This window comes from Burkholderia anthina (assembly GCF_001547525.1).
Lineage (GTDB): Bacteria > Pseudomonadota > Gammaproteobacteria > Burkholderiales > Burkholderiaceae > Burkholderia > Burkholderia semiarida.
In genome coordinates, this window is sequence record NZ_CM003768.1 from 435,126 (window position 1) to 461,497 (window position 26,372).

At 67.6% G+C, this 26,372-nt stretch carries 26 protein-coding genes and 1 pseudogene; 11 read left to right on the plus strand and 16 right to left on the minus strand.

All coding sequences use genetic code 11. The features are described from left to right. Nucleotides 1-54: 54 nt before the first annotated feature. Together recN and WS64_RS02035 are read right to left on the minus strand one after the other, a co-directional pair. On the minus strand, nucleotides 55-1,704 hold the full coding sequence (gene recN / locus WS64_RS02030) for a DNA repair protein RecN (protein ID WP_060965604.1): 1,650 nt from the start codon (nucleotides 1,702-1,704) through the stop codon (nucleotides 55-57). Between the two features lie 19 nt (nucleotides 1,705-1,723). After that, nucleotides 1,724-2,626, minus strand: coding sequence for an NAD kinase (locus WS64_RS02035; protein WP_006492558.1), 903 nt, complete (start codon nucleotides 2,624-2,626; stop codon nucleotides 1,724-1,726). Nucleotides 2,627-2,757: 131 nt separating this feature from the next. On the opposite strand from WS64_RS02035, the gene hrcA reads away from it, so the two are divergent. From hrcA to WS64_RS02050, 3 genes are all read left to right on the plus strand, one after another. Further along, on the plus strand, nucleotides 2,758-3,780 hold the full coding sequence (gene hrcA / locus WS64_RS02040; protein ID WP_059451324.1) for a heat-inducible transcriptional repressor HrcA: 1,023 nt from the start codon (nucleotides 2,758-2,760) through the stop codon (nucleotides 3,778-3,780). A gap of 140 nt (nucleotides 3,781-3,920) precedes the next feature. Beyond that, nucleotides 3,921-4,985: a ferrochelatase gene (gene hemH / locus WS64_RS02045; RefSeq protein ID WP_060965605.1), complete on the plus strand. Its 1,065-nt coding sequence runs from the start codon at nucleotides 3,921-3,923 to the stop codon at nucleotides 4,983-4,985. Between the two features lie 84 nt (nucleotides 4,986-5,069). Then, a complete protein-coding gene (locus tag WS64_RS02050) occupies nucleotides 5,070-5,477 on the plus strand; it encodes an RNA-binding S4 domain-containing protein (protein ID WP_059574287.1) in 408 nt (135 codons plus the stop codon). Here the strand turns inward: WS64_RS02050 and WS64_RS34815 are convergent. Further along, nucleotides 5,449-5,610, minus strand: a complete 162-nt coding sequence (locus WS64_RS34815) for a hypothetical protein (RefSeq protein ID WP_006476841.1) — start codon at nucleotides 5,608-5,610, stop codon at nucleotides 5,449-5,451. The two genes, WS64_RS02050 and WS64_RS34815, sit on opposite strands and share 29 nt — an antisense overlap. A gap of 353 nt (nucleotides 5,611-5,963) precedes the next feature. Between WS64_RS34815 and grpE the strand changes: the two genes are divergently transcribed. The 5 genes from grpE (at nucleotide 5,964) to WS64_RS02075 (ending at nucleotide 12,468) form a co-directional block, all read left to right on the plus strand. Continuing rightward, nucleotides 5,964-6,509, plus strand: a complete 546-nt coding sequence (gene grpE, locus WS64_RS02055) for a nucleotide exchange factor GrpE (protein WP_059574286.1) — start codon at nucleotides 5,964-5,966, stop codon at nucleotides 6,507-6,509. A 10-nt stretch (nucleotides 6,510-6,519) separates the two neighbouring features. Next, entirely contained in the window at nucleotides 6,520-6,975 is a 456-nt protein-coding gene (locus WS64_RS02060; protein WP_060965606.1) for a thioredoxin family protein, read from the plus strand. A 148-nt stretch (nucleotides 6,976-7,123) separates the two neighbouring features. Then, a complete protein-coding gene (gene dnaK / locus WS64_RS02065; protein ID WP_059574284.1) occupies nucleotides 7,124-9,076 on the plus strand; it encodes a molecular chaperone DnaK in 1,953 nt (650 codons plus the stop codon). A 267-nt stretch (nucleotides 9,077-9,343) separates the two neighbouring features. Beyond that, a complete protein-coding gene (gene dnaJ / locus WS64_RS02070) occupies nucleotides 9,344-10,480 on the plus strand; it encodes a molecular chaperone DnaJ (protein WP_006476837.1) in 1,137 nt (378 codons plus the stop codon). 5 nt (nucleotides 10,481-10,485) lie between these two features. After that, nucleotides 10,486-12,468 (plus strand): chorismate-binding protein, encoded by a 1,983-nt coding sequence (locus WS64_RS02075; protein WP_060965607.1) that lies wholly within the window; start codon nucleotides 10,486-10,488, stop codon nucleotides 12,466-12,468. A gap of 5 nt (nucleotides 12,469-12,473) precedes the next feature. Here the strand turns inward: WS64_RS02075 and WS64_RS34120 are convergent. The 10 genes and pseudogenes from WS64_RS34120 to hda all read right to left on the minus strand — a co-directional run bounded on the left by WS64_RS34120 (nucleotide 12,474) and on the right by hda (nucleotide 19,188). After that, nucleotides 12,474-13,003, minus strand: a pseudogene (locus WS64_RS34120) (STY0301 family protein). Further along, nucleotides 12,919-13,113, minus strand: coding sequence for a BPSL0067 family protein (locus tag WS64_RS35130; RefSeq protein ID WP_347876622.1), 195 nt, complete (start codon nucleotides 13,111-13,113; stop codon nucleotides 12,919-12,921). Before WS64_RS35130 ends, WS64_RS34120 begins: the two are co-directional and overlap by 85 nt. A 2-nt stretch (nucleotides 13,114-13,115) precedes the next feature. Next, nucleotides 13,116-13,562, minus strand: coding sequence for an STY0301 family protein (locus WS64_RS34130; RefSeq protein ID WP_155720382.1), 447 nt, complete (start codon nucleotides 13,560-13,562; stop codon nucleotides 13,116-13,118). Beyond that, complete coding sequence (locus WS64_RS02085; RefSeq protein WP_059642133.1) at nucleotides 13,559-13,939, minus strand: BPSL0067 family protein; 381 nt, start codon at nucleotides 13,937-13,939, stop codon at nucleotides 13,559-13,561. Before WS64_RS02085 ends, WS64_RS34130 begins: the two co-directional genes overlap by 4 nt. A 158-nt stretch (nucleotides 13,940-14,097) precedes the next feature. Beyond that, a complete protein-coding gene (panB, locus tag WS64_RS02090) occupies nucleotides 14,098-14,913 on the minus strand; it encodes a 3-methyl-2-oxobutanoate hydroxymethyltransferase (RefSeq protein ID WP_060965608.1) in 816 nt (271 codons plus the stop codon). A gap of 43 nt (nucleotides 14,914-14,956) precedes the next feature. Continuing rightward, nucleotides 14,957-15,643 carry a deoxynucleoside kinase gene (locus tag WS64_RS02095; RefSeq protein WP_060965609.1) on the minus strand — a complete coding sequence of 229 codons (687 nt, stop codon included), beginning with the start codon at nucleotides 15,641-15,643 and terminating at the stop codon, nucleotides 14,957-14,959. After that, a complete protein-coding gene (gene folK / locus WS64_RS02100; RefSeq protein WP_059574279.1) occupies nucleotides 15,640-16,182 on the minus strand; it encodes a 2-amino-4-hydroxy-6-hydroxymethyldihydropteridine diphosphokinase in 543 nt (180 codons plus the stop codon). The genes WS64_RS02095 and folK overlap by 4 nt, the downstream gene beginning before the upstream one ends. Nucleotides 16,183-16,217: 35 nt before the next feature. After that, a complete protein-coding gene (gene pcnB, locus WS64_RS02105) occupies nucleotides 16,218-17,759 on the minus strand; it encodes a polynucleotide adenylyltransferase PcnB (protein WP_060965610.1) in 1,542 nt (513 codons plus the stop codon). 5 nt (nucleotides 17,760-17,764) lie between these two features. Beyond that, the gene (locus WS64_RS02110; RefSeq protein ID WP_011656045.1) at nucleotides 17,765-18,442 is read right to left on the minus strand and encodes a histidinol-phosphatase; all 678 of its coding nucleotides are present in this window, start codon (nucleotides 18,440-18,442) and stop codon (nucleotides 17,765-17,767) included. An 11-nt stretch (nucleotides 18,443-18,453) separates the two neighbouring features. Then, complete coding sequence (gene hda, locus WS64_RS02115) at nucleotides 18,454-19,188, minus strand: DnaA regulatory inactivator Hda (protein WP_059574276.1); 735 nt, start codon at nucleotides 19,186-19,188, stop codon at nucleotides 18,454-18,456. Between the two features lie 253 nt (nucleotides 19,189-19,441). Here hda and purM point away from each other — a divergent pair, with 253 nt between their 5' ends. Beyond that, on the plus strand, nucleotides 19,442-20,497 hold the full coding sequence (purM, locus tag WS64_RS02120) for a phosphoribosylformylglycinamidine cyclo-ligase (RefSeq protein WP_059574275.1): 1,056 nt from the start codon (nucleotides 19,442-19,444) through the stop codon (nucleotides 20,495-20,497). Nucleotides 20,498-20,599: 102 nt separating this feature from the next. Here the strand turns inward: purM and tet are convergent, their stop codons facing one another. Next, complete coding sequence (gene tet / locus WS64_RS02125) at nucleotides 20,600-21,799, minus strand: Tet(A)/Tet(B)/Tet(C) family tetracycline efflux MFS transporter (RefSeq protein ID WP_060965611.1); 1,200 nt, start codon at nucleotides 21,797-21,799, stop codon at nucleotides 20,600-20,602. A gap of 56 nt (nucleotides 21,800-21,855) precedes the next feature. Between tet and tetR the strand changes: the two genes are divergently transcribed. Further along, nucleotides 21,856-22,488 (plus strand): tetracycline resistance transcriptional repressor TetR, encoded by a 633-nt coding sequence (gene tetR, locus WS64_RS02130; protein WP_060965612.1) that lies wholly within the window; start codon nucleotides 21,856-21,858, stop codon nucleotides 22,486-22,488. A 4-nt stretch (nucleotides 22,489-22,492) separates the two neighbouring features. On the opposite strand, the gene miaA is transcribed toward tetR, so the two are convergent. Both miaA and mutL read right to left on the minus strand, forming a co-directional pair. Beyond that, nucleotides 22,493-23,467, minus strand: coding sequence for a tRNA (adenosine(37)-N6)-dimethylallyltransferase MiaA (gene miaA / locus WS64_RS02135; protein WP_060965613.1), 975 nt, complete (start codon nucleotides 23,465-23,467; stop codon nucleotides 22,493-22,495). After that, nucleotides 23,464-25,449 (minus strand): DNA mismatch repair endonuclease MutL, encoded by a 1,986-nt coding sequence (gene mutL, locus WS64_RS02140; RefSeq protein WP_060965614.1) that lies wholly within the window; start codon nucleotides 25,447-25,449, stop codon nucleotides 23,464-23,466. Before mutL ends, miaA begins: the two co-directional genes overlap by 4 nt. Before the next feature lie 183 nt (nucleotides 25,450-25,632). On the opposite strand from mutL, the gene WS64_RS02145 reads away from it, so the two are divergent. Beyond that, nucleotides 25,633-26,316, plus strand: a complete 684-nt coding sequence (locus WS64_RS02145; RefSeq protein WP_059574270.1) for a DedA family protein — start codon at nucleotides 25,633-25,635, stop codon at nucleotides 26,314-26,316. Nucleotides 26,317-26,372: the final 56 nt, after the last annotated feature.

A 26,372-nucleotide genomic window follows, 5' to 3' on the forward strand; every position in this document is an offset into this window, starting at 1 on the left:
AAAGACCGGCGCATGCGCCGGTCTTCCCGCATTCGGGCCAACGTGGTGCCGGCGTCAGGCCGCCAGCATTTCCTTCGCGTGCTTGCGCGTCGTTGCCGTGATTTCGAGCCCGCCGAGCATCCGCGCGACTTCCTCGATACGGCTGGCGCGGTCGAGCGCGACAACGGTCGATACCGTGCCGCCGCGCTCGTCGGCGCCCTTCGCCACCTGGAAATGATGGTCGCCGCGCGCGGCGACCTGCGGCAGGTGCGTCACGCACAGCACCTGGCGGTCGCGCCCGAGCTGGTGCAGCAGGCGGCCGACCACTTCGGCGACGCCGCCGCCGATTCCCGTATCGACTTCGTCGAAGATCAGCGTCGGCGTCGGGCTCGCGGCGCTGGCGATGACCGCGAGCGCGAGGCTGATCCGTGCGAGCTCGCCGCCCGACGCGACCTTCGCGAGCGGGCGCAGCGGCACGCCCGGGTGCCCGGCCACGCGGAATTCGACCTGTTCCAGCCCGTGCGGGCCGCCGTCGGCGAGCGGCACGAGCGCGACTTCGAAGCTGCCGCCTGCCATCGACAGTTCCTGCATGCCGGCCGTGACGGCCGTGCCGAGCGCCTTCGCGGCCTGCGCGCGCGCCTTCGACAGGCGTTTCGCATCGGCGAGATAGGCTTCCCGCGCCTTGGCCTGCGCGGCTTCGAGCGCGCCGAGATCGGCGGCGGCGTCGAGCGCGGCGAGTTGCGCGCGGCGCGCCGCATGCTCCTCGTGCAGCGTGTCGGGCGGTAGCCGGAACTTGCGCGCGGTCGAGTGCAGCGCGTCGAGCCGCGTTTCGACCTGCGCGAGCCGCTCCGGGTCGAGATCGACGCGCTGGGCATAGTGCGACAGCGAATACACGGCTTCCTGCAACTGGATCTCGGCCGGCTCCAGCGATGCCAGCGCATCGCCGAGCGCGGTGTCGTAGTCGGCCAGGCTGCGCAGCTTCGACACGATCGCGCCGAGCTGCGCGAGCATCGCGTCGTCGGACTCGGACAGCACGTTGAGCGCGCCGCGCACGCCTTCGATCAGGTTCGCCGAATGCGACAGGCGCTTGTGTTCGTTGCTGACTTCGTCCCATTCGCCGGCTTGCGGCGCGAGCTTGTCGAGTTCGGCGAGCTGCCACGCGAGCTTTTCGCGCTCGAGCTGCAATTCGCGCTCGTGCGCCTTCGCGGCGTCGATCGCCTGCGTCGCGTCGCGCCACACGCGCCACGCGCGCGCGACGTTCGCGGCATCGGCGACGAGCCCCGCGTGCGTGTCGAACAGCTCGCGCTGCGCGTCGGGCCGCATCAGCAACTGGTGCGCGTGCTGGCCGTGGATGTCGACGAGCATCTCGCCGAGTTCGCGCAGTTGGGCGAGCGTGGCGCTGGTGCCGTTGATGAACGCACGCGACCGGCCGTTCGCGTCGATCACGCGGCGCAGCATCACGGTGTCCTCGGCGTCGAACGCGTGGTCGTCGAGCCAGCGCGCGACACGGTCGTGCGGCGTGAACTCGGCCGTGATGTCGGCGCGGCCGCAGCCGGTGCGCACGATGCTCGCGTCGGCGCGTTCGCCGAGCGCGAGGGCGAGGGCGTCGATCAGGATCGACTTGCCGGCGCCGGTTTCGCCTGAAAAGACGGAAAAGCCGCTGTCGAATTCGAGATCGAGCGCGGCGACGATGACGAAGTCGCGGATCGAGAGGTGGCGGAGCATGGTGTCGGGCGGAGCGGCGTCAGGACGCCTTGTCGTCTTCGTTCGATGCGTGTTCGTTCCAGTGCAGCTTCTTGCGCAGCGTCGTGTAGTAGCTGTAGCCGATCGGGTGCAGGAACGGCACCGTGTGCTTCGAGCGGCGCACCTCGATCGTGTCGTTCAGCTCGAGCGACGTGAACGACTGCATGTCGAAGTTCACGTTGACGTCGCGGCCGCCGACGATCTGGATCGCGATCTTCGAATCGTCGGGCAGCACGATCGGCCGGTTCGACAGCGCGTGCGGCGCGATCGGCACGAGCACGATGCCCGCCAGCTGCGGATGGAGGATCGGGCCGGCCGACGACAGCGCATACGCGGTCGAGCCGGTGGGCGTCGCGACGATCAGGCCGTCCGAGCGCTGGTTGTACATGTAGCGGCCGTCGACCGACGCACGCAGCTCGACCATCCCGGAGAAGCCGCTGCGGTTCACGACGACGTCGTTGAACGCGAGCGCGTGGTAGATCGGTTCGCCGTCGCGTACGATCCGCGCCTCGAGCAGCGAGCGCTCCTCGCGCTCGAACTTGCCGGCCAGCATCACGGGCACGAGCGCCTGCATGTCGGAGGCCGCGATGTCGGTGATGAAGCCGAGCCGCCCGTGGTTGATCCCGATCAGCGGTGTCCGGTACGGCGCAAGCTGGCGGCCGATGCCGAGCATCGTGCCGTCGCCGCCGAGCACGATTGCCACGTCCGCTCGTGCCCCGATTTCGGCCGGGGTGAGCGCCGGGTAGCCGGCGATGCCGATTTCCCGCGCGGTATCGCCTTCGAACACGACCTCGAAGCCGAGCGTGGCAATGCTGTCCGCCAGCGTGGCGAGCGGCTCGGCGATGCCGGGCGTGTTGCTCCGGCCGACGAGCGCGACAGTGTTGAACTGATTACCGGTTTTCATGCCGGCATTACACCATAGCTCGTTGACGAAAAGAACCGCCCGTGCGCCGACGGGGCCGGATCGGGCCGGCCCGCGCAATGGTGGCCGACGCCACTCGCCGTGCTTGCGCGGTTGCGCTAAAATTTTCCACCATGCTAGATCCTCGCGCACGAACCCTCCTGAAAACCCTGATCGAACGGTATATCGCCGACGGTCAGCCAGTCGGATCGCGCACGTTGTCCCGTTACTCCGGGCTCGAGCTGAGCCCGGCGACGATCCGCAACGTGATGTCCGACCTGGAGGAGCTCGGCCTCGTGTCGAGCCCGCACACGTCGGCCGGCCGCGTGCCGACGCCGCGCGGCTACCGGCTGTTCGTCGACACGATGCTGACGGTCGAGGCGCCGATCGACGCGGAGGCCGTCGCGCGTCAGGTGCAGAACACGCTGCAGGCCGGCGAGCCGCAGCAGCGGGTGGTGGCGGCCGCCGCGAGCGTGCTGTCGAACCTGTCGCAGTTCGCGGGCGTCGTGCTGACGCCGCGTCGCAGCCACGTGTTCAAGCAGATCGAATTCATGCGCCTGTCCGACAAGCGCATCCTGCTGATCATCGTCACGCCCGAGGGCGACGTGCAGAACCGCATGCTCGCGACGCCGCGCGACTATTCGCCGTCGCAACTGACCGAGGCGTCCAACTACATCAACGCGCATTTCGCCGGCCTGTCGTTCGACGAGGTGCGCCGCCGCCTGCGCGACGAGATCGACCAGTTGCGCGGCGACATGACGACGCTGATGCACGCGGCCGTGACGGCCAGTACCGAGGTGCCCGACACCGAGGACACCGTGCTGATTTCCGGCGAGCGCAACCTGCTCGAGGTGGCGGACCTGTCGTCCGACATGGCGCGGCTGCGCAAGCTGTTCGACGTATTCGACCAAAAGACGGGCCTCCTGCAACTGCTCGACGTGTCGAGCCACGCCCAGGGCGTGCAGATCTTCATCGGCGGCGAATCGACGCTCGTGCCGATCGAGGAAATGAGCGTCGTGACCGCGCCTTACGAGGTGAACGGCAAGATCGTCGGCACGCTCGGCGTGATCGGCCCGACCCGCATGGCGTACAACCGCGTGATACCGATCGTCGACATCACCGCGCGCCTGCTGTCGCTCACGCTGAGCCAGCAGTAGCCGCCGCCCCGACGCCGTCCCGCCATCGTGCCGCGGCGTCGCGCGCGCCGCCAGTCGGCCGAACGGCCAGCCGACCCGAGCGCCACGGCCCGCTATAATTGAGGGCCGTCCGACTGCGTGCCCCGAGCACGTTCCTGCCCATGCGTTTCGATCTTGAGCCGCCATCGAGCGTCGCGGCTGCCCATCGCATCGGTGTGCTGCTGATCAATCTCGGCACGCCCGACGCGCCCACCCCGCGCGCGGTGCGGCGCTACCTGGCCGAATTCCTGTCGGATCCGCGGGTCGTCGAAATTCCGCAGGCCGTCTGGCAGGTGCTGCTGCGCACGCTGATCCTGCCGCTGCGCGGCCGCGCGTCCGCGAAGAAATACGCGGCCGTCTGGATGCCCGAAGGCTCGCCGCTGCGTGTCTACACCGAGCGCCAGACCGACAGCGTGCGGCACCTGCTCGCGTCGAACGGCTATCACGTGATGGTCGACTACGCGATGCGCTACGGCAGTCCGAACATTGCGCTCGCGCTCGCGCAGTTCAAGCGCGCGGGCGTCGAGCGCGTGCTGCTGATGCCGATGTATCCGCAATACTCGGCGTCGACCACCGCCACCGCGTTCGATGCCGCGTTCGGCGCGCTCGCGCGCATGCGCAATCAGCCGGAAGTGCGCACGGTGCGGCACTACGCCGACCATCCGGCCTATATCCACGCGCTGGCCGAGCAGGTGCGCCAGTACTGGGCGCAGCACGGCCGGCCCGATTTCGCGGCCGGCGACAAGCTGGTGCTGAGTTTCCACGGCGTGCCGAAGCGCACGCTCGACCTCGGCGATCCCTATCACGACCAGTGCCAGCAGACGGGTGCGTTGCTGATGGCCGCGCTCGGGCTGTCGGCCACCGAATGCCGCGTCACGTTCCAGTCGCGCTTCGGCAAGGCCGAATGGCTCCAGCCGTATACCGCGCCGACCCTGCGCGAATTCGGCGAGGCCGGCGTGCGGCGGGCCGACGTGTTCTGTCCCGGCTTCACGGCCGATTGCCTCGAGACGATCGAGGAAATCGGCATGGAAGTGCGCGACGAGTTTCTCGCCGGCGGCGGCAAGACCTTTCACCGCATTCCGTGCCTGAACGGTGCCTCCGCATGGATCGGCGCGCTCGGCGAGATCGTCGCGGAAAATCTGCAGGGCTGGCCCGTCAAGGCCGCGCAGCCCGAACCGGTCAATTGAGATGAAACGATTCCCACGCGCGCGTTGTTCGCCGTTCCCCGGGGCGGCGGTCAGCCTTCACACGGCGGCCCGGCGGAGGCTTGCATGAACTACAGGATTTCCACGGAGCCGGGCGCGAAGCTGCGCATCGACAAATGGCTGTGGGCAGCCCGATTCTTCAAGACGCGCTCGCTCGCGACCGATGCGGTCGACAAGGGGCACGTGAAGATCGGCGGCGCGGCGGTCAAGCCGGCGAAGGACGTACGGGTGGGCGACGAGGTCGAGATTGCGATCGACGGCATCGTCTGGCACATTGCCGTGCTGGGCGTGTGCGACGTGCGCGGGCCCGCGAGCGTCGCGCAGACGCTCTACGAGGAAACGGCTGCGGGGCGAGCCGCGCGGCTCGCCGAACTGGAGCGGCGCCGGACGTATCGCGAGCCGGCGGCCGAGCTGCACGGCCGGCCGACGAAGCGCGACCGGCGCATCATCGACAGATTTTCTGGTGGGAGCTGAACATCTGGTCGAACGTCGCCCGCGCGCTTCCGTATTCGGTCGTGCGGTCGGTGACGGCCCCCGACAGGCAGATGGTGGTGGTGCCGGCAATGAGTACCAGCGCGACCACCGATATCGCAAAGGTCAGTTTCACGGTACTCCCCTCGAGAACAAGGGTGAAAACGGCGCCAGGTGGAAGGTCACGCGGCGGTCAGCTAGGGTAAACGCGCTTTTCCGACGCTTGAGTGGAGTGTAGTGCAGCCGGCCTGTGTGCAGCTAGTACTTGCCGGGTAAGCGTTGTTACAGGCCGTTTCGCCCGAGGCGGCGGACGATGCGGTGCCTGCCCCGGCAGACGCGCGGTTGTTTCGCGGCATTGGAGAATGCCGGCGAATAACCCTCTTGAAACCGCAGTTTTCGCCCTTATTTGCACCAGTAATGTGCGGTGCCGCCGGGTATACGTCCGGCGGTTGCCGATTTGGCTTCAACCTCTAATCGACTTTCAGCGACATGGAAAACACGCAAGAGAACCCGGCTACCCAATCGGCCGAAGACATCGGCAGCGAGAAGCAGGCGGAGCAAGGCGCCGCACCCGCCGCCGAAGCCGCCGACGCGGCGCTCGCGGAGGCTCAAGCCAAGGTCGCCGAGCTCCAGGAAAGCTTCCTGCGGGCGAAGGCCGAAACCGAGAACGTGCGCCGCCGCGCGCAGGACGACGTGTCGAAGGCGCACAAGTTCGCGATCGAGAGCTTCGCGGAGCACCTGCTGCCCGTGCTGGACAGCCTGGAAGCGGCCGTCAACGATACCTCCGGCGACATCGCGAAGGTGCGCGAGGGCGTCGAGCTCACGCTGCGCCAGTTGACGAGCGCGCTCGAGAAGGGCCGCGTCGTCGCGATCAATCCGGTCGGCGAGAAGTTCGATCCGCACCAGCACCAGGCCATTTCGATGGTGCCGGCCGAGCAGGAGCCGAACACCGTCGTCACGGTGCTGCAAAAGGGCTACATGATCGCCGACCGCGTGCTGCGCCCGGCGCTCGTCACCGTCGCGCAGCCGAAGTAAGGCGGCCGACATGGTGCCCGCCGGCGTCGATCGGGCCGCGTTCGACGCGTTCGACATGCAGGCGCTCGACGCCGGCACGTTCGACGCGGCCGTCGACGGCGCGGGCGACGCGCTGGCCGTGGTGTTCTTCTGGGGCGTCGACTGCTTCAACTGCGAGATCGCGAAGAAGGCGATGCTCGCCCAGCCCGACGCGATCCGCGCGCTGGGCCTGAAGTGGTTCCATTGCAACGTGTACGAGCACCATCAGCTGGGGCGCCGCTTCGGGCTGCACGGCGTGCCGACGTGGTTCTTCTTCCACCGCGGCAAGCGGTTGGGCCGCGCGACGGGCTGGCATGGTCTCGCGCAGTTCCAGGCAGCGGTTGCGGCGGCACGCGAGAAGATCGGCGCGGCGGCCGGTGCCGCGGCGGCCGGTGCGCCGTCCCGCGAGGGCACCGGCCCGCGCGATCCGCTGGCCGGCGGCGATTGAAAAAATTTAATATCCGCATCGCACGCCGGGTCTTGAAAACGGATCGGGCGGACGCATTTCGGGAACAGAGTTGAATTCTGGCGTGCGAAACCGCCCAAAAACGCGGCGTTTCGCGCAGCAAACAAGCATTTCTGGAGATTAGGAAAAAATGGGAAAGATCATCGGTATTGACCTCGGCACCACGAACTCGTGCGTCGCCATCATGGAAGGCAACCAGGTCAAGGTCATCGAGAACTCGGAAGGCGCTCGCACCACGCCGTCGATCATCGCGTACATGGACGACAACGAAGTGCTCGTCGGCGCGCCGGCCAAGCGCCAGTCGGTGACCAACCCGAAGAACACGCTGTTCGCGGTGAAGCGCCTGATCGGCCGCCGCTTCGAAGAGAAGGAAGTCCAGAAGGACATCGGCCTGATGCCGTATGCGATCATCAAGGCCGACAACGGCGACGCATGGGTCGAAGCGCACGGCGAAAAGCTCGCGCCGCCGCAGGTGTCGGCCGAAGTGCTGCGCAAGATGAAGAAGACGGCCGAAGACTACCTCGGCGAGCCGGTCACGGAAGCCGTGATCACGGTGCCGGCGTACTTCAACGACAGCCAGCGCCAGGCGACCAAGGACGCCGGCCGCATCGCGGGCCTCGAAGTCAAGCGGATCATCAACGAGCCGACCGCGGCCGCGCTCGCGTTCGGCCTCGACAAGGCCGAGAAGGGCGACCGCAAGATCGCCGTGTATGACCTCGGCGGCGGCACGTTCGACGTGTCGATCATCGAGATCGCGGACGTCGACGGCGAAATGCAGTTCGAAGTGCTGTCGACCAACGGCGACACGTTCCTCGGCGGCGAAGACTTCGACCAGCGCATCATCGATTACATCATCGGCGAGTTCAAGAAGGAGCAGGGCGTCGACCTGTCGAAGGACGTGCTCGCGCTGCAGCGCCTCAAGGAAGCCGCCGAAAAGGCGAAGATCGAGCTGTCGTCGAGCCAGCAGACCGAAATCAACCTGCCGTACATCACGGCGGACGCGTCGGGCCCGAAGCACTTGAACCTGAAGATCACCCGCGCGAAGCTGGAAGCGCTGGTGGAAGACCTCGTCGAGCGCACGATCGAACCGTGCCGCATCGCGATCAAGGACGCAGGCGTCAAGGTGTCGGACATCGACGACGTGATCCTGGTCGGCGGCCAGACCCGCATGCCGAAGGTGCAGGAGAAGGTGAAGGAGTTCTTCGGCAAGGACCCGCGCCGTGACGTGAACCCGGACGAAGCCGTCGCGGTTGGCGCGGCGATCCAGGGCCAGGTGCTGTCGGGCGACCGCAAGGACGTGCTGCTGCTCGACGTGACCCCGCTGTCGCTCGGTATCGAGACGCTCGGCGGCGTGATGACGAAGATGATCAACAAGAACACGACGATCCCGACGAAGCACGCCCAGGTGTATTCGACGGCGGACGACAACCAGTCGGCCGTGACGATCAAGGTGTTCCAGGGCGAACGCGAAATGGCGGCGGGCAACAAGCTGCTCGGCGAGTTCAACCTCGAAGGCATTCCGCCGGCCCCGCGCGGCGTGCCGCAGATCGAAGTGACCTTCGACATCGACGCGAACGGCATCCTGCACGTCGGCGCGAAGGACAAGGCGACCGGCAAGGAAAACAAGATCACGATCAAGGCGAACTCGGGCCTGTCCGAGGCTGAAATCGATCAGATGATCAAGGACGCGGAAGCGAACGCAGCGGAAGACCACAAGCTGCGCGAGCTGGCCGATTCGCGCAACCAGGGCGACGCGCTGGTCCACAGCACGAAGAAGGCGCTGACCGAGTACGGCGACAAGCTGGACGCGGGCGAGAAGGAAGCGATCGAAGCGGCGCTGAAGTCGCTCGAGGACGTGCTGAAGGACACGTCGGCCGACAAGGCCGCGATCGACGCGAAGGTCGAGGAGCTCGGCAAGGTCTCGCAGAAGCTCGGCGAGAAGATGTACGCCGACATGCAGGCCCAGCAGGCAGGTGCGGCCGGCGCGGCCGGTGCGGCGGAAGGCGCGGCCCACGCGGGCGGTGCGCAACAGGCTGCCGACGACGTCGTCGACGCCGAGTTCAAGGAAGTGAAGAAGGACTAAGCCAGGTTGCAATGGCACCGCATGCCGCGCGCGCGAAAACGCGCGCGGCGCGACTGACCAGCGGCTGAAAAGCGGTCTGTCTTTCCTTCCGGATGGCCGGATCGACTCCACGCCTGGCGGGCCTTGCGGCCCTCCGGGCACATTTGTTTTTTGGCGGGTGCTGCGCGAGCCGTCCGCGGACGGTGCAGCGCCAGACGAGTCGAGAGACTTTACTGCGGGCGAAAGGAGCCGCCGCGTGCGCGATGCGTGGCGGCACAGTGAATCGATATGGCGAAACGGGATTACTACGAGGTTCTGGGCGTCGCGAAGAATGCGAGCGACGACGAAATCAAGAAGGCATATCGCAAGCTTGCGATGAAGTATCACCCTGACCGCAATCCGGACAGCAAGGATGCGGAAGAGCATTTCAAGGAGGCGAAGGAAGCCTATGAAATGCTGTCGGATGGCCAGAAGCGGGCCGCGTACGACCAGTACGGCCACGCGGGCGTCGATCCGAACATGGGCGGTGCGGGCGCGCAGGGCTTCGGCGGCTTCGCGGATGCGTTCGGCGACATCTTCGGCGACATCTTCGGCCAGGCCGCGGGCGGCGCCGCGCGCGGCGGCCGCGGCGGCCCGCAGGTGTATCGCGGCGCCGACCTGCGCTACAGCATGGAAATCACGCTCGAGCAGGCCGCGCACGGCTACGACACGCAGATCCGCGTGCCGAGCTGGGTGTCGTGCGAAGTGTGCCACGGTTCGGGTGCGAAGCCCGGCACGAAGCCGGAAACCTGCCCGACCTGTCACGGCCAGGGCACGGTGCGCATGTCGCAGGGCTTCTTCAGCATCCAGCAGACCTGCCCGAAGTGTCATGGCACCGGCACCTACATCCCCGAGCCGTGCGCGCATTGCCACGGGTCGGGCAAGGTGAAGGAAACCAAGACGCTCGAAGTGAAGATTCCGGCCGGGATCGACGACGGGATGCGGATCCGCTCGGCCGGCAACGGCGAACCGGGCATCAACGGCGGGCCGCCGGGCGACCTGTACGTCGAGATCCACATCAAGCCGCACTCGGTGTTCGAGCGCGACGGCGACGATCTCCATTGCCAGATGCCGATTCCGTTCACGACCGCCGCACTCGGCGGCGAGATCGAGGTGCCGACGCTGGCCGGCCGTGCGTCGTTCCCGGTGCCGGAAGGCACGCAGTCGGGCAAGACGTTCCGCCTGCGCGGCAAGGGCATCAAGGGGCTGCGTTCGAGCATCGCGGGCGATCTGTACGTGCACGTGCAGGTCGAGACGCCCGTGAAGCTGACCGACCAGCAGCGCGACCTGCTCAAGCAGTTCGAGAAGTCGCTGGCCGAAGGCGGCGCGCGTCACAGCCCGCAGAGCAAGAGCTGGTTCGACCGGGTGAAGAGCTTCTTCGAGTAACGGGCATGACTGAAGGCAACGAGAGCGCGTCGTTCGCGCTCTTGGACGATTGCGACTCGACCGCGTCCGCGCGGTCGAGTCGTTTGTATTCGGGCTTCGTGCGCGAACGCGTGTGCACGGACCCGGCGCAGCTCGACGCCATCGATGCGGCGCTCGCGCGGGATCTGCGCGACGGGCTGCATGCGGTCGTCGTCGGCGATTACGAATTCGGACGCAACCTGCAAAAGGCGCAGCCGGGCGATGCCCCGCTGCGCTTTTTGCTATATGCGCGCTGCGAGCGGCTGTCGCGCGACGAAGTCGACGCGTGGCTCGCACAGCAGGATGGCGGCGGCCCGCCGTCGATCGCCGGTGTCGCGCACGTCGCGAAGAGCGTGTCGCGCGACGCGTTCGACGCGGCGATCGGCGCGGTGCAGGACGCGCTGCGCGCAGGCGATTCGTATCAGGTCAACTACACGTACCGGCTGAATTTCGACGTGTTTGGCACGCCGCTCGCGCTGTACCGGCGGCTGCGCGCGCGCCAGCCCGTGCGGTACGGCGCGCTGATCGCGCTGCCCGGCGGCGCGTGGGTCGTATCGTGCTCGCCCGAGCTGTTCGTCGAGAAGCAGGGCGACGTGCTGCGCGCGCGGCCGATGAAGGGCACCGCGCCGCGTTCGGCCGATCCGCGCGACGATGCGGCGGCCGCCGCGTTCCTCGCGAGCGATCCGAAGAACCGCGCGGAAAACGTGATGATCGTCGACCTGCTGCGCAACGACGTGTCGAGGATCGCACGCACGGGCAGCGTCAAGGTGCCGGCGCTGTTCTCCGTCGAGCCGTATGCGTCGGTGTGGCAGATGACGTCGACGGTCGAAGCCGGCTGGCGCGACGGCACGACGTTCGCGCAGATGCTGCGCGCGCTGTTTCCGTGCGGGTCGATCACCGGTGCGCCGAAGTACAAGACGATGGAATTGATCGACGCGATCGAGTCGACGCCGCGCGGGCTCTATACGGGCGCGATCGGGTGGCTCGATGCGCCGCGAGACGGCGCCGTGGAGGACGCCGCGCAAGACGTTCCGTCGGCGAGCGACGGCGCCGCGCGACAGGTTGACGGGGCCGGTGCGTCGCCGGGCCGTGCGGCGTCCTGCGGCGATTTCTGCCTGTCGGTCGCGATCCGGACGCTGACGCTCGATGCGGCTGGCGTCGATAATGACGCGGACGGCACGGGCATCGCCGCGGCCGGCCGGCGGCGCGGCACGATGGGCGTCGGCGCGGGCATCGTGCTCGACAGCGTCGCGGCCGACGAATATGCGGAGTGCGAATTGAAAGCGCGATTCCTGACCGATGCCGACCCCGGCTTCCAGTTGTTCGAAACGACCGCCGCGACGCGCGCGGGCGGCATCCAGTATCTCGAGCGCCATCTCGCGCGGCTGCAGCGCAGTGCCGATGCGTTCGGCTTCCGCTTCGACGCCGACACGCTGCATCGCGAGATCGATGCACGCTGCGCGGCGCTCGACGGTGACAGTCCATACCGGATGAAGCTCGCGCTCGCGAAGGACGGCGCGGTCGACATCACGGCCGCACCGCTGAAGGCGCTGCCCACCGGGCCGGTTAGCGTGATGCTCGCGTCCGAGCACGGCTTTGCGCCGACCTGCGCGAGCGACGCGCTGCTGCTGCACAAGACCACGCGCCGTGCCGAATACGACCGCGCGTGGCAGGCGGCCGAAGCACTCGGCGGATTCGACATGCTGTTCGTCAACGAGCGCGGCGAGGTGACGGAAGGCGGGCGCTCGAACCTGTTCGTGAAGCTCGACGGGCAATGGGTGACGCCGCCGCTGGCTTCCGGCGTGCTGCCGGGCGTGATGCGCGGCGTGCTGCTGGACGATCCGGCACTAAACGCAACGGAGCGCGCGCTGACGCTCGACGATGTGCTGAACGCTGACGAATTGATGATCTGCAATGCGTTACGCGGGCCGATGACGGCGCGGCTAATTCGCGACTGCGCATCGGCCTGAACGAATTATTTTCGTGGCGTACATTGCCAGGTTTGTACGATGGCGTGCCCTCGTTTATAGCGCGCGACGCAAGTTTGCGCATGTTTGCCGAGTGGCCGTGCGATCACGACGCTCGTATTGCCGTAGTCACACGAGACCAGTAGTCTTCACGGGCTTCGGCCAGCGACCAGGTATAAACATCGCTTTTGGACTCGGTGCGCGAGCGATTGGGCAGCAATGACATTATCCGGTCCGGCGGCCCCGACCAGAAGGTGACACCGGCAAGCGGATAGGTGCGTTGCGTGTCGAAGTTTTTCCAGCCATCGGGTGGTTGACCGTGGAGCTGCTGGGTGACGGCAAGGCGCGCGGGGCAATTTGCAATGGCGGCGGATACGGGTAAGACGGTGAGCGAACTGAATGCGAACGCGGTAATGGTGAGCAGCCGGTACGGCGTTTGCCGGATGAACATCATCATTTCACCACCGAAAATGCATCGGCATTGTTGCTCGGATCGATGTAACGGCCATTTTTGTCCTTGCCCTTGAATGGAATACATCGTCTCTTGATTGCCGTGCGAATATGGGACGCGTATGGAATTGCGATGTGTACGACGCGTGATCGATGTTCTCGAGCGCGCGTCGACATTGTCTTCGCCTTCCGCTGCATCCTCAGCCGCAGTGCCAGTCGATCATCCTTGGCGGCGTCCGCTTCGCGTCGTAGCGGACCGTGCAGGTTCGCGCGGCAGTGCCCAGCGGACGGGCAATGATCGCGGCCGTGTCGAAATACTCGCAACTCACCCAGTAATCGGTTTCGGCTGCCGCGAGTGGCCACGTGTTGACGAGCATATCGCGCCGTTTGACGCCGCTCGATGGGGCGAGCATGGCGAGTTGATCGGGCGGCCCGGACCAAAACGACACACCGATCAGCGGATGTGCCTTCTGTGAGTCGTAAGGGCGCCAGCCGTCGGGCGCGGGACCGTTGACCGTCTGTGAAACCGCCAGGCGGGCCGGACACTGAACAGGCGCCGAAGTGGCGTACGCCGACGAGATGCAACTAGCTGTCAGCAACGCGGCGAGCGCCGCATTGGCTGGAAAACAGGCGAGTGCCATCGTCATCGCACCACCGAGAACGCATCGGCGTTGTTGCTCGGATCGATATAGCGACCGTTTCTGTCCTTGCCCTGGAACCGGATGTGCCGTTTCCGGATTTTCGACAGACTGCGCCATTGTTCGATGACGTAGATGCCTTTCGAATCCTGACTCAGATAGAACGCCGCATGGTTGCCGTACGACCTGTTTCGATATTGTTCGCTTTCGAAGGTCGCGATGACCGTGCCCGGACGAATGGTCGAATCGCCCTTTACCGTCTTTTCCGGTCGCCAGCCCGAGGTCGCGCCCACTTTGGTATGGACCTTCACGAGCGCAACGCACTCACCATCGCCTTGTAGTGGTTCGCCGGCCAATTCGGCTGCGCGTTCGTATACGTGGGACATTTCGCCTCCATGGAATGATGGAAGCGCAATGGTCTCCGCAACGAAGGCCTACGGATATAGGACGTGTTTGAAAATGCAGTGCTGCCAAATCGAACGACGGGTGTCGTCGAGGAGGTGGCGGCCTTTGCCTTCGCATCGAGCCGCCATCTCGTCCGAAATCAGAACGAATGCTCCGGGCCCGGGAACGTGCCGTCCTTCACGGCGCGTACGTACGCTTCGACGGCCGCCTGAATGTTCGGCTGCCCCTGCATGAAATCCTTCACGAAACGCGGCCGCTTGCCGGGGAACACGCCGAGCATGTCGTGCAGCACGAGCACCTGCCCCGAGCAGTCGACGCCCGCGCCGATGCCGATCGTCGGAATCTTCAGCATGTGCGTGACTTCGGCCGCGACGAGCGTCGGCACGGCTTCGAGCACGACGAGCTGCGCGCCGGCGTCCTCGATCGCGCGCGCGTCGCGCAGCAGTTGCGCGGCGCCGGCTTCCGTCTTGCCCTGGACCTTGAAGCCGCCGAACGCATGCACCGATTGCGGCGTGAGGCCGAGGTGCGCGCACACGGGCACCGAGCGTTCGACGAGGAAGCGGATCGTATCGGCGAGCCATTCGCCGCCTTCGAGCTTCACCATCTGCGCGCCCGCGCGCATCAGCTTGACCGCGTTCGAGAACGCGTCGGCCGGCGTTCCGTACGTGCCGAACGGCAGATCGGCGACGACCAGCGCGCGCGGTTGAGCCCGCGCGACACAGGCGGTGTGGTACGCGATGTCGTCGGGCGACACGGGCAGCGTGGTCGTGTGGCCCTGCAGCACGTTGCCGAGCGAATCGCCGATCAGCAGCACGTCGGTGCCGGCGCGATCGAGCAGCGCGGAAAAGCTCGCGTCGTAGCAGGTCAGCATCGCGATCTTCTCGCCGGCGTCGCGCATTGCCTGCAGCTTGGGTACCGTCACGGCAGGCCGGCTCGATTCCTGGAGATAGGTCATGGGAAATCCGGGTCGGTGGGGAAGAACGACGGGCGATGACGCGTCAGCGCGTCGTCTCGCCCTTGACGAAGAATTCCTTGCGGCCGCGCATCGTCTCGATGCGCTCGATCAGCAGGGCAAGGTCTTCGGGGGAATCCAGCGGGTTCAGGTGCTCGGCTGCGACCGTCAGCACCGGCGTGCGGTCGTAGTGGTAGAAGAATTCGTTGTACGCGTCGACGAGCGAGCGCAGGTACGCATCGCTGATCTGCAGCTCCATCGGTAGCCCGCGCTTCTGGATGCGCGAGAACAGCACTTCGGGGCTGGCCTGCAGATAGACGACGAGGTCGGGCGACGGCGCCTGCGGCACGTCGACGTGCGTGGCGACCGAGCGATACAGTTGCCATTCGTCTTCCGGCAGGTTCAGCCGCGCGAAGATGTCGTTCTTCTGCGGCATGAAATCGGCGATGACCGGGCGGCCGGTGTCGAGCACGCCGATCAGCTCGCGTGCCTGCTGCGCGCGCTGCAGCGCGAACGACAACTGGACGGGCAGCGCGTAGCGCGCGGTATCGCGGTAGAAGCGTTCGAGGAACGGGTTGTCCTGCGGGCGCTCGAGCAGCGCCTGCATCGACCAGCGCTCGCCGAGCAGGCGCGCGAGCGTCGTCTTGCCGACGCCGATCGGGCCTTCGATCACGAGATAGCGGTGCGGGGCGCGCAGGTCGGGCGCGGTGACGGTCAGCGGAGTCGAGTTCATCGGCAGCGGGTCTTGTCGGCGTCTGCGTCGGCCGCGAGCGCCTTCTGCATCGGGCACTGGCAGGTCTGCACCTTTTCGACGCGCTGATCGGCGACGGCGGCGAGAAAGGCGTCGGCACGGCCGCGCGCGGGGATGTCGAGCGCCGGCTCGATCTCGACGAGCGGCACGAGCGCGAACGCGCGGTCGGTAAGGCGCGGGTGGGGGACGATCAGGTCGGGTTCGTCGATCGAATCGGCGCCGAACAACAGGATGTCGAGGTCGAGCGTGCGCGGCGCATTGCGATACGGACGCTCGCGGCCGAAGTGATGTTCGATCTTCTGGCAAAGCGCGAGCAGTTCGCGGGCCGACAGCGTCGTGTCGAGCTTGACGACGCAGTTGTAGTAGTCGTCGCCGCCCGCTTCGAACGGCGCCGTGCGATACAGGCTCGATTTGCCGAGGATCGAGATGGTGCGCTGCTGCGCGAGGCACACCACCGCGTCCTTCAAGGTCTGGCGCGCATCGCCGAGATTCGCCCCCAGTCCGATATATGCAACCGTCATGGCATCACTTCCTACGTCGTTCGCCGGCGGGCGCGTCAGTCGTCGGACCCGCCCGCGGTATCCGGCGCCTGCTCGGCGGCACCTTCACCCGGCTTGCGGTTTCGCGCACCGCCGCGGCGGCGCCGCTTGCGGGGCGATTTTTCCTTCGAGCCGCCCTGCGCGAGCAATGCCTCGCGAGCGGCCGCGTCGCCTTCGATGAAATCCGTCCACCACTGTCCGACTTCCGCATCGAGCTCGCCGGATTCGCAGCGTAACAGGAGGAAATCATACCCCGCTCTAAACCTTTGGTGTTCCAGCAGCCGCATCGCGCTGCGGCCCGAGCGTTTCTCGAGGCGCAGTTGCAGGCCCCAGATCTCGCGCATGTCGGCCGAGTAGCGCTTGTGGATCGCGAGTTTCTCGGTCTGCATGTCGAGCACGTCGTCCATCGCGCGATGCAGCGCCGGCACCGGGATTTCGCCCTCGGCCGTGTATTGCTCGAAGCGCTGGCGCATGTCGTGCCACAGCAGCGTCGCGAACAGGAAGCCCGGCGACACCGGCTTGCCGGCGCGCACGCGCGCGTCGGTGTTGTTCAGCGCGAGCGTGATGAACTTCTCGCCCTGCGGCTGTTCGAGCACGACGTCGAGCAGCGGCAGCAGCCCGTGATGCAGACCTTCCTTGCGCAGCTTCTTCAGGCACGCGAGGGCATGGCCCGACAACAGCAGCTTCAGCATTTCGTCGAACAGGCGTGCGGCCGGCACGTTGTTGATCAGGTCGGCGAGCGCGTGGATCGGCTCGCGCGTATGCGGCTCGATCTCGAAATCGAGCTTCGCCGCGAAGCGCACGACGCGCAGCATCCGCACCGGATCCTCGCGAAAGCGCGTGGCCGGATCGCCGATCATCCGCAACAGGCGGGCGCGTACGTCGGCCATCCCGTCGTGGTAGTCGAGCACCGTCTGCGTCGACGGGTCGTAGTACATCGCGTTGATCGTGAAGTCGCGGCGCGCGGCGTCCTCGTGCTGCTCACCCCACACGTTGTCGCGCAGTACGCGGCCGCTCGCGTCGACCGCGTGCGTGCGGCGATCGAGTTCGTCGCGCTTCAGGCGCCTCGGCGGCTCGGCCGCAGCCGCGGCCGCCTCGGGCGGCGCGTCGACCAGCGCGCGGAACGTCGACACCTCGATCAGCTCCTGGCCGAACTGCACGTGCACGATCTGGAAGCGGCGGCCGATCAGGCGCGCGCGGCGGAACAGGCGCTGCACCTCGGTCGGCGTCGCGTCGGTCGCGACGTCGAAGTCCTTCGGCGCGATGCCGAGCAGCAGGTCGCGCACCGCGCCGCCGACGATGAATGCACGAAAGCCCGCCTGCTGCAGCGTGTCGGTCACGCGCACCGCGTTCTTCGAGATCAGCGCCGGGTTGATGCCGTGCACGCTGGCCGGCACGACGGTCGGCTCATGGTTGCTGCGCGGTTTCTTCGCGCCGCCGCGGGCGCCCTTCGGGGCGCGCGGGGCGGCTGGGGCCGCTTCGTCGGCCGGGGCCGCGGCGGGAGGCGTTTGCTCGGTTTCGTCCTGGCCGAGCAGCTTGCGGATGAATTTTTTGATCACGACGTTCAGAAGAGATCGAGGATACGCCAGCCGCGGTTGCTTGCATGCGCGCGCAGCGTGTCGTCAGGGTTGGTCGCGATCGGGTCGGTGACTTTCTCGAGCAGCGGGATGTCGTTGTGCGAGTCGCTGTAGAAGTAGCTATGTTCGAAGTCGTCCCAGTGCTTGCCGAGCGATGCGAGCCATGCTTCGGTGCGCACGATCTTGCCTTCGCGATAGCTCGGCGTGCCGGTCGGCCGGCCCGTGTACGGCGAGTCGGGATGCCCGTCGGTCGTTTCGACCTCGCACGCGATCAGCGTGTCGACGCCGAACGCGGTCGCGATCGGACGCGTGATGAATTCGTTGGTGGCCGTCACGACGCAGCACAGGTCGCCGGCATCGACGTGCTTGCGCACGAGTTCGAGCGCGGCGGGCGTCATCGCGGGGCGGATCACCTCGTGCATGTACTGCTCGTGCCATTCGGCCAGCTGCGCGCGCGAATACTTCGCGAGCGGCGTGAGCATCGCGCACAGGTACGCGTGGATGTCGAGCTTGCCGGCCTTGTAGTCGGCGAAGAACTGATCGTTCTGACGCGAGAAGCTTTCCGCGTCGACGATGCCGAGCTTCACCATGAAGCGACCCCATTCGTGGTCGCTATCGGTGGGGATCAGCGTGTGATCGAGGTCAAAGAGTGCCAGATTAGTCATGGAAGCGCATTTTACTCGAAGCGGTTCGGGCCCGTGCCCGGTGGTGTGATGTCGTCGCCGGGACGCGCGAGCATCCGGCGCAGCAGCGGCAGCGTGACCGCGCGTTTCTGCTCGAGCGAGAAGCGGTCGAGCGCGTCGAGCAAGGCCATCAGGCTCGGCATGTCGCGGCGGAAATGGGTCAGCAGGTACGCGGCGATGTCGTCGGTGAGCGCGATCCCGCGCTCCTTCGCCGCGAGCTTGAGCACGGCGATCTTGCCGGCGTCGGACGGCGGCGACAGGTGGAACACGAGCCCCCAGCCGAGGCGCGTGCGCAGATCCTCGCGCACGTCGAGCGCGAGCGGCGCCGCCGGGCCCGCGGCGACGAACGCGCTCGACGGGTGCGCGCGCACTTCGTTGAACAGGTTGAACAGCGCGACCTGCTGCGTGTCGCTCATCCGGTCGCAGTCGTCGATCGCGTAGATGCCGATGCGCGGGTCGAACGTGAACGCGCCGAGCGGGCTCTGCGGGCTCAGGTAGCGCGCATAGCCGTACGACGCGTCGCTCACGAGCGCCTGCAGCAGGTGGGTGCGGCCGCTGCCGGGCTCGCCCCAGATATAGAACGACCGGTCCGGCACGGGGCCGGCCGCGAGCGCGAGATCGAGCTTCTGCAGGCGCGTGACGAGCTCGTCGTTCTCCTCGCTCATGATGAAGTTGTCGAACGTGGCGGGCGGCGGCGTGCCGAGATCGAGCGTCAGTTGACGGGACACAGCAGTCACAATGCGGATCGGTTGAAAATACGCGTGCCGTACGCCGGGCGCGCGCGCGGGAAGGCGCCTCGGCCGGCTTCACGCGCGACCGTACGCACGGCGGCGCGGCGCGGGCTTCGGCGCGCTTCGCCCGGCGATGAAAACGGGGACGTGTTGACCAAGATGCAATCCCTGACGATTCGGTGCTGGGAATTCCGGCCAACGGGCCGGCTTCGGGTAAAATCGCATTTTACCGACCTTCTCGCATTCCCCCATGAATCCTCCGAAATCCGCTCCCGACGCTCAGGGTCTGTCCTATCGCGACGCAGGCGTCGACATCGACGCCGGCGACGCGCTCATCGACAAGATCAAGCCTTTTGCGAAGAAAACCCTGCGCGACGGCGTGCTCGGCGGCATCGGCGGGTTCGGCGCGCTGTTCGAAGTGCCGAAGAAGTACAAGGAGCCCGTGCTCGTGTCGGGCACCGACGGCGTGGGCACCAAGCTCAAGCTGGCCTTTCATCTGAACAAGCACGACACCGTCGGCCAGGATCTCGTCGCGATGAGCGTGAACGACATCCTCGTGCAGGGCGCCGAGCCGCTGTTCTTCCTCGACTACTTCGCGTGCGGCAAGCTGGACGTCGACACGGCCGCCACCGTCGTCAAGGGCATCGCGCAGGGCTGCGAACTGTCGGGCTGCGCGCTGATCGGCGGTGAAACGGCCGAAATGCCGGGCATGTACCCGGACGGCGAATACGACCTGGCCGGCTTCGCGGTCGGCGCGGTCGAGAAGAGCAAGATCATCGACGGCAGCACGATCGCCGAAGGCGACGTCGTGCTCGGCCTCGCATCGAGCGGCATTCACTCGAACGGCTTCTCGCTCGTGCGCAAGATCATCGAGCGCGCGAACCCGGATCTGTCCGCCGATTTCCACGGCCGCTCGCTCGCCGACGCGCTGATGGCGCCGACGCGCATCTACGTGAAGCCGCTGCTCGCGCTGATGCAGAAGCTGACGGTGAAGGGCATGGCGCACATCACCGGTGGCGGCCTCGTCGAGAACATTCCGCGCGTGCTGCGCGAAGGCCTCACCGCGGAGCTCGACCAGAAGGCATGGCCGCTGCCGCCGCTGTTCAAGTGGCTGCAGGAGCACGGCGGCGTCGCCGATGCGGAAATGCACCGCGTGTTCAACTGCGGGATCGGCATGGCCGTGATCGTCTCGGCGGCCGATGCCGACGCAGCGATTGCCGACCTGACCGCCGCCGGCGAACAGGTGTGGAAGATCGGCACCGTGCGTGCGACCCGCGAAGGCGAGGCGCAGACGGTCGTGGTCTGACGCACCGCAAGCAGATGCAGCACGGAAAGCCACCCGGAATCGATCCGGGCGGCTTTTTTTTCGGGCGCTCGAGCGCTCAGTATGGCCGGCGCCCGCCGACGCTCAAGCGGACGCTCGCGGCGCATTCGCCGGGCGCGCACCGGCCAGCAGCGGCGGCACGAGCAGGTACAGCAGCGCGGCGCCAGCCCACACGAGTCCCGGCCACGTCGCGCGCGTCGCCGCGTAGGTTGCGGTAACGACCAGCGGCCCCGCGACGCCGATCAGGCTCGCCACGCTCGCCAGCGTGCCTTGCAGTTCGCCCTGGCGCGTATCGTCCACCTGCCGCGCGAGCATCGCCTGCAACGCCGGCAGCGTCATGCCGCCGGCCGCGAACAGCGGCAGCAGTGCAAACGGCACCCATGAGGCCGTGGCGAACGCGATGACCGCAAGCCCGAGCGCATCGCCTGCCAGCCCCAGTGCGAGCGCGCGCCGCTCGCCGAGCCGCGCGATCAGCGGCCCGATCGCGAACGCCTGCGCGAGCGCGTGGCATGCGCCGTAGCCGGCGAGCGACAGTCCGGCGACCGGCGTCGACCAGCCGAAATGCTCCTGGCCGTACAGGATCCACAGCGTCGCGGGCGCCTGCGACACGAGTGCCACGATCACGTAGATGCCGACCAGCGGCGCGAGCGCGGGCGCGCCGCTCAGCCGGCGCAGGCTCGCGAACGGGTTGAGCGTGCCGGCCGTCCGGCCTTCCCGGGCCGCGCGCGGCCGCGATTCCGGCAATGCGCGCCACACGAGCACGAGATTCAGCGCGTTGAGCAACGCGGCCGCGATGAACGGCGCACGCAGGTGCAGCGCGCCGAGCAGCCCGCCGATCAGCGGGCCGGCGATGAAGCCGATGCCCATCATCGCGCCGAGCTGGCCGAAGCGCCGCGCACGGTCGGGTTCGGCCGTCACGTCGGTCACGTACGCGGTCGCGACCGCGACGTTCGCGCCGGTGATGCCGGCGATCAGCCGCCCGACGTAAAGCCACGTGAGCGTCGGCGCGAGTGCCATCAGCAGATAGTCGAGCGCGGCGCCCGCGAGCGACGCGAGCAGCACCGGGCGGCGGCCGAGACGGTCGCTCAGCGCGCCGAGCAGCGGCGCGCACAGGAACTGCGCGAACGCGTACAGCGCCAGCAGAATGCCGTAGTGGGTGTCGGTCCTGCCCGCGCCGGCGAGCGCGCGCAGTAGCCCGGGCAGGATCGGCATCACGATGCCGACGCCGATCGCGTCGAGCAGGACCGTGGCGAGAATGGCAATCAGGGACGGATTCAAGGGCATCACTCTATCGATGATAGAGTGGGGATTATTCCACAGTTTCCCTATCGGTGATAGAGATGAAGGACACAGGCGCGCGGCTGACGCGCGACACGGTATTGCGCGCGGCGCTCGAACTGCTGAACGAAGTGGGCATCGACGCGCTGTCGACGCGGCGGCTCGCCGAACGGCTCGGCGTGCAATCGCCGACGCTGTACTGGCATTTCAGGAACAAGGCCGAGCTGCTCGACGCGATGGCCGAGGCGATCATGCTCGAGCGCCACGGCGCGTCGCTGCCGAAGCCGGGCGACGTGTGGGATACGTGGCTCGCGGAGAATGCGCGCAGCTTCCGCCGTGCGCTGCTGGCTTATCGCGACGGGGCGCGCCTGCACGCCGGCACGCGGCCGCGCGCGCTGCATTTCAGCTCGATCGAACGCAAGATCGCGCTGCTCGGCGACGCGGGGTTCACGCCGGACGAAGCGGTCGACGTGATGGTCGCGATCGGCCGCTTCGTGGTCGGATGGGTGCTGGAAGAGCAGGCGGCGCCGGACGCGGACGCCGATGCGTCGCTGCCGGACGCGGCCGACTATCCGTTGTTCGCGAAAGGCTGGGCCGTGCTGCGCGAGCGCGGCGGCGACGAAGCGTTCGAGCGCGGCATCGCGTGGATCGTCGACGGCGCCCGCGCGCGCCTGGCGGCGCGTCGGGCGGATTGAGCGGTCAGCGCGGCGTGCGGCCGTCGAGCACGCGTTCGAGCGCGTCGAGCGCGCGAGCCGTCGAAGCCGGCGCGATGCAGTCGACGACGATCCGTTCCGGCATCGCGCGCAGCCACGTGATCTGGCGCTTGCACAGCTGACGTGTCGCGAAGATGCCCTTGTCGCGCATCGTCCGGTAGTCGGTATCGCCGTCGAGGAATTCCCACGCCTGCCGATAGCCGACGCAACGCATCGACGGCAGATCGGGATGGAGATCGTCGCGGCGCCGCAGCCGCTCGACTTCGTCGATGAAACCCGCATCGAGCATCGCGTCGAAGCGCTGCGCGATCCGTGCGTGCAGCACCGCGCGATCCGACGGCTCGAGCGCGACCGGCACGAAGCGGTACGCGGCGGCCGCATCATCCGTGCGGCGCGGCGCGGCGAGCAGCGCCGACATCGGCCGCCCGCTCAGCATGAAGACTTCGAGCGCGCGCTGGATCCGCTGCGAATCGTTCGGCGCGAGCCGCGCGGCCGTGTCGGGATCGACCTGCGCGAGCCGCGCGTGCAGCGCGGGCCAGCCGTCGCGCGCGGCGTCGGCGTCGAGTGTCGCGCGGATCTCCGGGTCGGCTCCCGGCAGGTCGTTGAGCCCTTGCGTCAACGCCTTGTAGTACAGCATCGTGCCGCCGGCAAGCAACGGCGTGCGGCCGCGCGCGACGATCTCGCCGATCAGCCGCAGCGTGTCCGTGCGGAATTCCGCGGCCGAATACGCATCGGCCGGGTCGATGATGTCGATCAGGTGATGCGGCACGCTCGCGCGCTCGTCGCGCGACGGTTTCGCGGTGCCGATATCCATGTCGCGGTAGACGAGCGCCGAGTCGACGCTGACGATCTCGATCGGGCGGCGCGCGGCGAGCGCCAGCGCCGCGGCGGTCTTGCCCGAGGCGGTGGGGCCGAGCAGGCAGGCGATCGTCGTCGGAGTGGGCTGCGAGGAAGCGCTCATTGCCCGCGCATGAAGAGACGGTCGAGATCGTTCAGCGTGAGCTGGTACCAGGTCGGCCGGCCGTGATTGCACTGGTCCGCGCGCTCGGTCGCCTCCATCTGGCGCAGCAGCGCGTTCATCTCGTCGAGCGTCAGGCGCCGGTTCGCGCGCACCGCGTGATGGCACGCGAGCGTGCCGAGCAGCTCGTGCTGGCGCTCGGTGAGCACACGCGAGCCGCCGAACGCATGCAGGTCGGCGAGCACCGCGCGCGCGAGCGATTGCAGGTCGGCATCCTTCAGCAGCGCCGGCACCGCCCGGATCGCGAGCGTCGTCGGCGACAGCACCGCGAGGTCGAAGCCGAGCGATTCGAGCGTGTCGCGCTCTTCCTCGACCGTGCCGATTTCGACCGGCGTGGCCGTCATCGAGATCGGCAGCAGCAGCGACTGCACGGCGACCGAGCGATCGGCGAGCGCGTTCTTGAACTGCTCGTACAGGATTCGCTCGTGCGCCGCGTGCATGTCGACGATCACGAGGCCGTACGCATTCTGCGCGAGCACGTAGATGCCGTGGATCTGGCCGAGCGCGAAGCCGAGCGGCTGCTCGTCGTGCGCGCCGGCGGCGAGCGGCGCCGCGGCGAAGCCCGGCAGCGGCGCGACCGGCGCGTCGGCCGCGTCGCGGGCGACGAGCGTCGTGCCGTCCGGCGTGCCCGCGCCGCTGTCCTTGCGGCCGAACAGCGCATCGTAGAGCGCGAGCGGCTGCGCGACGGGCAGCGTGCCCTGCGTCATCCGCGCCTGGCGCATCCAGGTATTGCCCGCCGACGATGAAGACGACGGCGACGAGAAGCCGCTGCCGCCTGCCGCGTGGCCCTGGCTTTGGCCGAGCGGCGTGTCGACGAACGACGCCGGCCCGCGCGGCGCCGGGGAGAGTTGCGCGGCATGGCCGCCCGCGGTGGTTTCCGGCGACGCGCCCGCATGGCGGGCAAGCGCACGCTGCACCGCATGGAACACGTACTGGTGGATCGAGCGCGAATCGCGGAACCGCACCTCGATCTTCGACGGATGCACGTTCACGTCGACGGCTTCGGGCGGCAGGTCGAGGAACAGCACGTACGACGGGTAGCGATCGCCGTGCAGCACGTCCTCGTAGGCCGCCCGCACCGCGTGCGTCAGCAGCTTGTCGCGCACGAAACGGCCGTTCACGAAGAAATACTGCTGGTCGGCGCGCCCGCGGCTCGCGGTCGGCAGGCCGGCGCAACCGTACACGGCGAGCGGGCCCGCCCGCTCGTCGAGCGGCAGGTGCGCGGTCGCGAAGCCGTCGCCGAGGATCTTCGCGACGCGCTGCGCGGGCTCGGTCGCGTTCCAGTGCTCGACGGCCTTGCCGTTGTGCAGCACCGAGATCGCGACGTCCGGCCGCGCGAGCGCCGCGCGGCGGATCATTTCGAGGCAGTGGCCGAATTCGGTCTGCTCGCTTTTCAGGAACTTGCGCCGCGCGGGCGTGTTGAAGTACAGCTCGCGCACCTCGATCGTCGTGCCGATCGAGCCGGCGGCGGGCGACAGCACGCCCGTCTGCGCATCGATCTTCATCGCGTGCGCGGCATCGGCCGTGCGGCTCGTGATCGACATCTCGGCGACCGATGCGATCGATGCGAGCGCTTCGCCGCGAAAGCCCAGCGTCGCGACCGCCTCGAGCTCCTCGAGCGAGCGGATCTTGCTGGTCGCGTGACGCATCAGCGCGAGCGCCAGTTCGTCCGGCGGAATGCCGCAGCCGTCGTCGGTGATCGAGATGCGCTTGACGCCGCCTTCCTCCAGCACGATGCGCAGCGTCGTCGCGCCGGCGTCCATCGCGTTCTCGAGCAGCTCCTTGACGACCGACGCCGGGCGTTCGACGACCTCGCCGGCGGCGATCTGGCTGATCAGCTGGTCGGGCAGGGGCTGGATCGCGCGCAGCGGGCGCGCGGCGGGGGCGGGCGCGGCGCCCGCGGCCGTTTCGGTGATATCGGACATGGCCGAATTATAGCGAGGCGGCGAACGCGTGCCGGCGCGAGCGGCCGTTACGTTTTTTCACGGAGCCTCAAGGGAGTTTCGGTATCATCACCCCGTTGCACGCGCCGCCCTGGCCGGCAGGCGCGTCGGCCATCTCTGGCCTGTCCCGGCCGTTCCGGCCCCATCGCCTTCGAGGAATCGCATTTGGATACGCTGCTTCATTTCGTCAACCTTGTCCTGCATATCGACGCTTTCCTCGGCGATTTCATTCGGCAATACGGCGCGTGGGTCTATCTCGTCCTGTTCCTGATCGTGTTCTGCGAGACGGGGCTCGTCGTCTTCCCGTTCCTGCCCGGCGATTCGCTGCTGTTCATCGGCGGCGCTTTCGCGGCGACGGGTGAAATGAACGTCGGCCTGCTGATCGTGCTGCTGCTCGTCGCGGCGATTACCGGCAACACCGTGAACTACCTGATCGGCCGCTGGGTCGGCCCGAAGGTGTTCAATACGCATATCCCGGTGCTCGAGCGCTTCCTCGATCGCGCCGCGCTGCAGAAGACCCACTCGTTCTACGACAAGCACGGCGGCAAGACGATCGTGCTCGCGCGCTTCATTCCGGTCGTGCGCACGTTCGCGCCGTTCGTCGCGGGGGCGTCGTCGATGAGCGTCGCGCGCTTTCAGTTGTTCAACGTGATCGGCGCGCTGGTGTGGGTGCTGCTGCTCGTGCTGCTCGGCTATTTCTTCGGCAACATCCCGTTCGTCCGCCAGTACCTGAACGTGATCGTGCTGGTCGGGATCGGCGCGGCGATCGTGCCGGTCGCGCTCGGCGCGGTGTGGAAGCTCGTGCGCGGGCGGCGCTCGAACGGCGCGCCGAAGGCGGGCGGGCGCTGACGCGACGCGCTTCGACGCAATAAAAAAGCGTGGCGGCGGCCACGCTTTTTTTCGTC

What these genes read in the sequence shown, in the direction of transcription:
- recN (WP_060965604.1), bottom strand. Translation starts at nt 1,704, where the DNA reads ATGCTCCGCCACCTCTCGATCCGCGACTTCGTCATCGTCGCCGCGCTC.
- WS64_RS02035 (WP_006492558.1), bottom strand. Translation starts at nt 2,626, where the DNA reads ATGAAAACCGGTAATCAGTTCAACACTGTCGCGCTCGTCGGCCGGAGC.
- hrcA (WP_059451324.1), top strand. Translation starts at nt 2,758, where the DNA reads ATGCTAGATCCTCGCGCACGAACCCTCCTGAAAACCCTGATCGAACGG.
- hemH (WP_060965605.1), top strand. Translation starts at nt 3,921, where the DNA reads ATGCGTTTCGATCTTGAGCCGCCATCGAGCGTCGCGGCTGCCCATCGC.
- WS64_RS02050 (WP_059574287.1), top strand. Translation starts at nt 5,070, where the DNA reads ATGAACTACAGGATTTCCACGGAGCCGGGCGCGAAGCTGCGCATCGAC.
- grpE (WP_059574286.1), top strand. Translation starts at nt 5,964, where the DNA reads ATGGAAAACACGCAAGAGAACCCGGCTACCCAATCGGCCGAAGACATC.
- WS64_RS02060 (WP_060965606.1), top strand. Translation starts at nt 6,520, where the DNA reads ATGGTGCCCGCCGGCGTCGATCGGGCCGCGTTCGACGCGTTCGACATG.
- dnaK (WP_059574284.1), top strand. Translation starts at nt 7,124, where the DNA reads ATGGGAAAGATCATCGGTATTGACCTCGGCACCACGAACTCGTGCGTC.
- dnaJ (WP_006476837.1), top strand. Translation starts at nt 9,344, where the DNA reads ATGGCGAAACGGGATTACTACGAGGTTCTGGGCGTCGCGAAGAATGCG.
- WS64_RS02075 (WP_060965607.1), top strand. Translation starts at nt 10,486, where the DNA reads ATGACTGAAGGCAACGAGAGCGCGTCGTTCGCGCTCTTGGACGATTGC.
- WS64_RS35130 (WP_347876622.1), bottom strand. Translation starts at nt 13,113, where the DNA reads ATGCAGCGGAAGGCGAAGACAATGTCGACGCGCGCTCGAGAACATCGA.
- WS64_RS34130 (WP_155720382.1), bottom strand. Translation starts at nt 13,562, where the DNA reads ATGACGATGGCACTCGCCTGTTTTCCAGCCAATGCGGCGCTCGCCGCG.
- WS64_RS02085 (WP_059642133.1), bottom strand. Translation starts at nt 13,939, where the DNA reads ATGTCCCACGTATACGAACGCGCAGCCGAATTGGCCGGCGAACCACTA.
- panB (WP_060965608.1), bottom strand. Translation starts at nt 14,913, where the DNA reads ATGACCTATCTCCAGGAATCGAGCCGGCCTGCCGTGACGGTACCCAAG.
- WS64_RS02095 (WP_060965609.1), bottom strand. Translation starts at nt 15,643, where the DNA reads ATGAACTCGACTCCGCTGACCGTCACCGCGCCCGACCTGCGCGCCCCG.
- folK (WP_059574279.1), bottom strand. Translation starts at nt 16,182, where the DNA reads ATGACGGTTGCATATATCGGACTGGGGGCGAATCTCGGCGATGCGCGC.
- WS64_RS02110 (WP_011656045.1), bottom strand. Translation starts at nt 18,442, where the DNA reads ATGACTAATCTGGCACTCTTTGACCTCGATCACACGCTGATCCCCACC.
- purM (WP_059574275.1), top strand. Translation starts at nt 19,442, where the DNA reads ATGAATCCTCCGAAATCCGCTCCCGACGCTCAGGGTCTGTCCTATCGC.
- tet (WP_060965611.1), bottom strand. Translation starts at nt 21,799, where the DNA reads ATGCCCTTGAATCCGTCCCTGATTGCCATTCTCGCCACGGTCCTGCTC.
- tetR (WP_060965612.1), top strand. Translation starts at nt 21,856, where the DNA reads ATGAAGGACACAGGCGCGCGGCTGACGCGCGACACGGTATTGCGCGCG.
- miaA (WP_060965613.1), bottom strand. Translation starts at nt 23,467, where the DNA reads ATGAGCGCTTCCTCGCAGCCCACTCCGACGACGATCGCCTGCCTGCTC.
- mutL (WP_060965614.1), bottom strand. Translation starts at nt 25,449, where the DNA reads ATGTCCGATATCACCGAAACGGCCGCGGGCGCCGCGCCCGCCCCCGCC.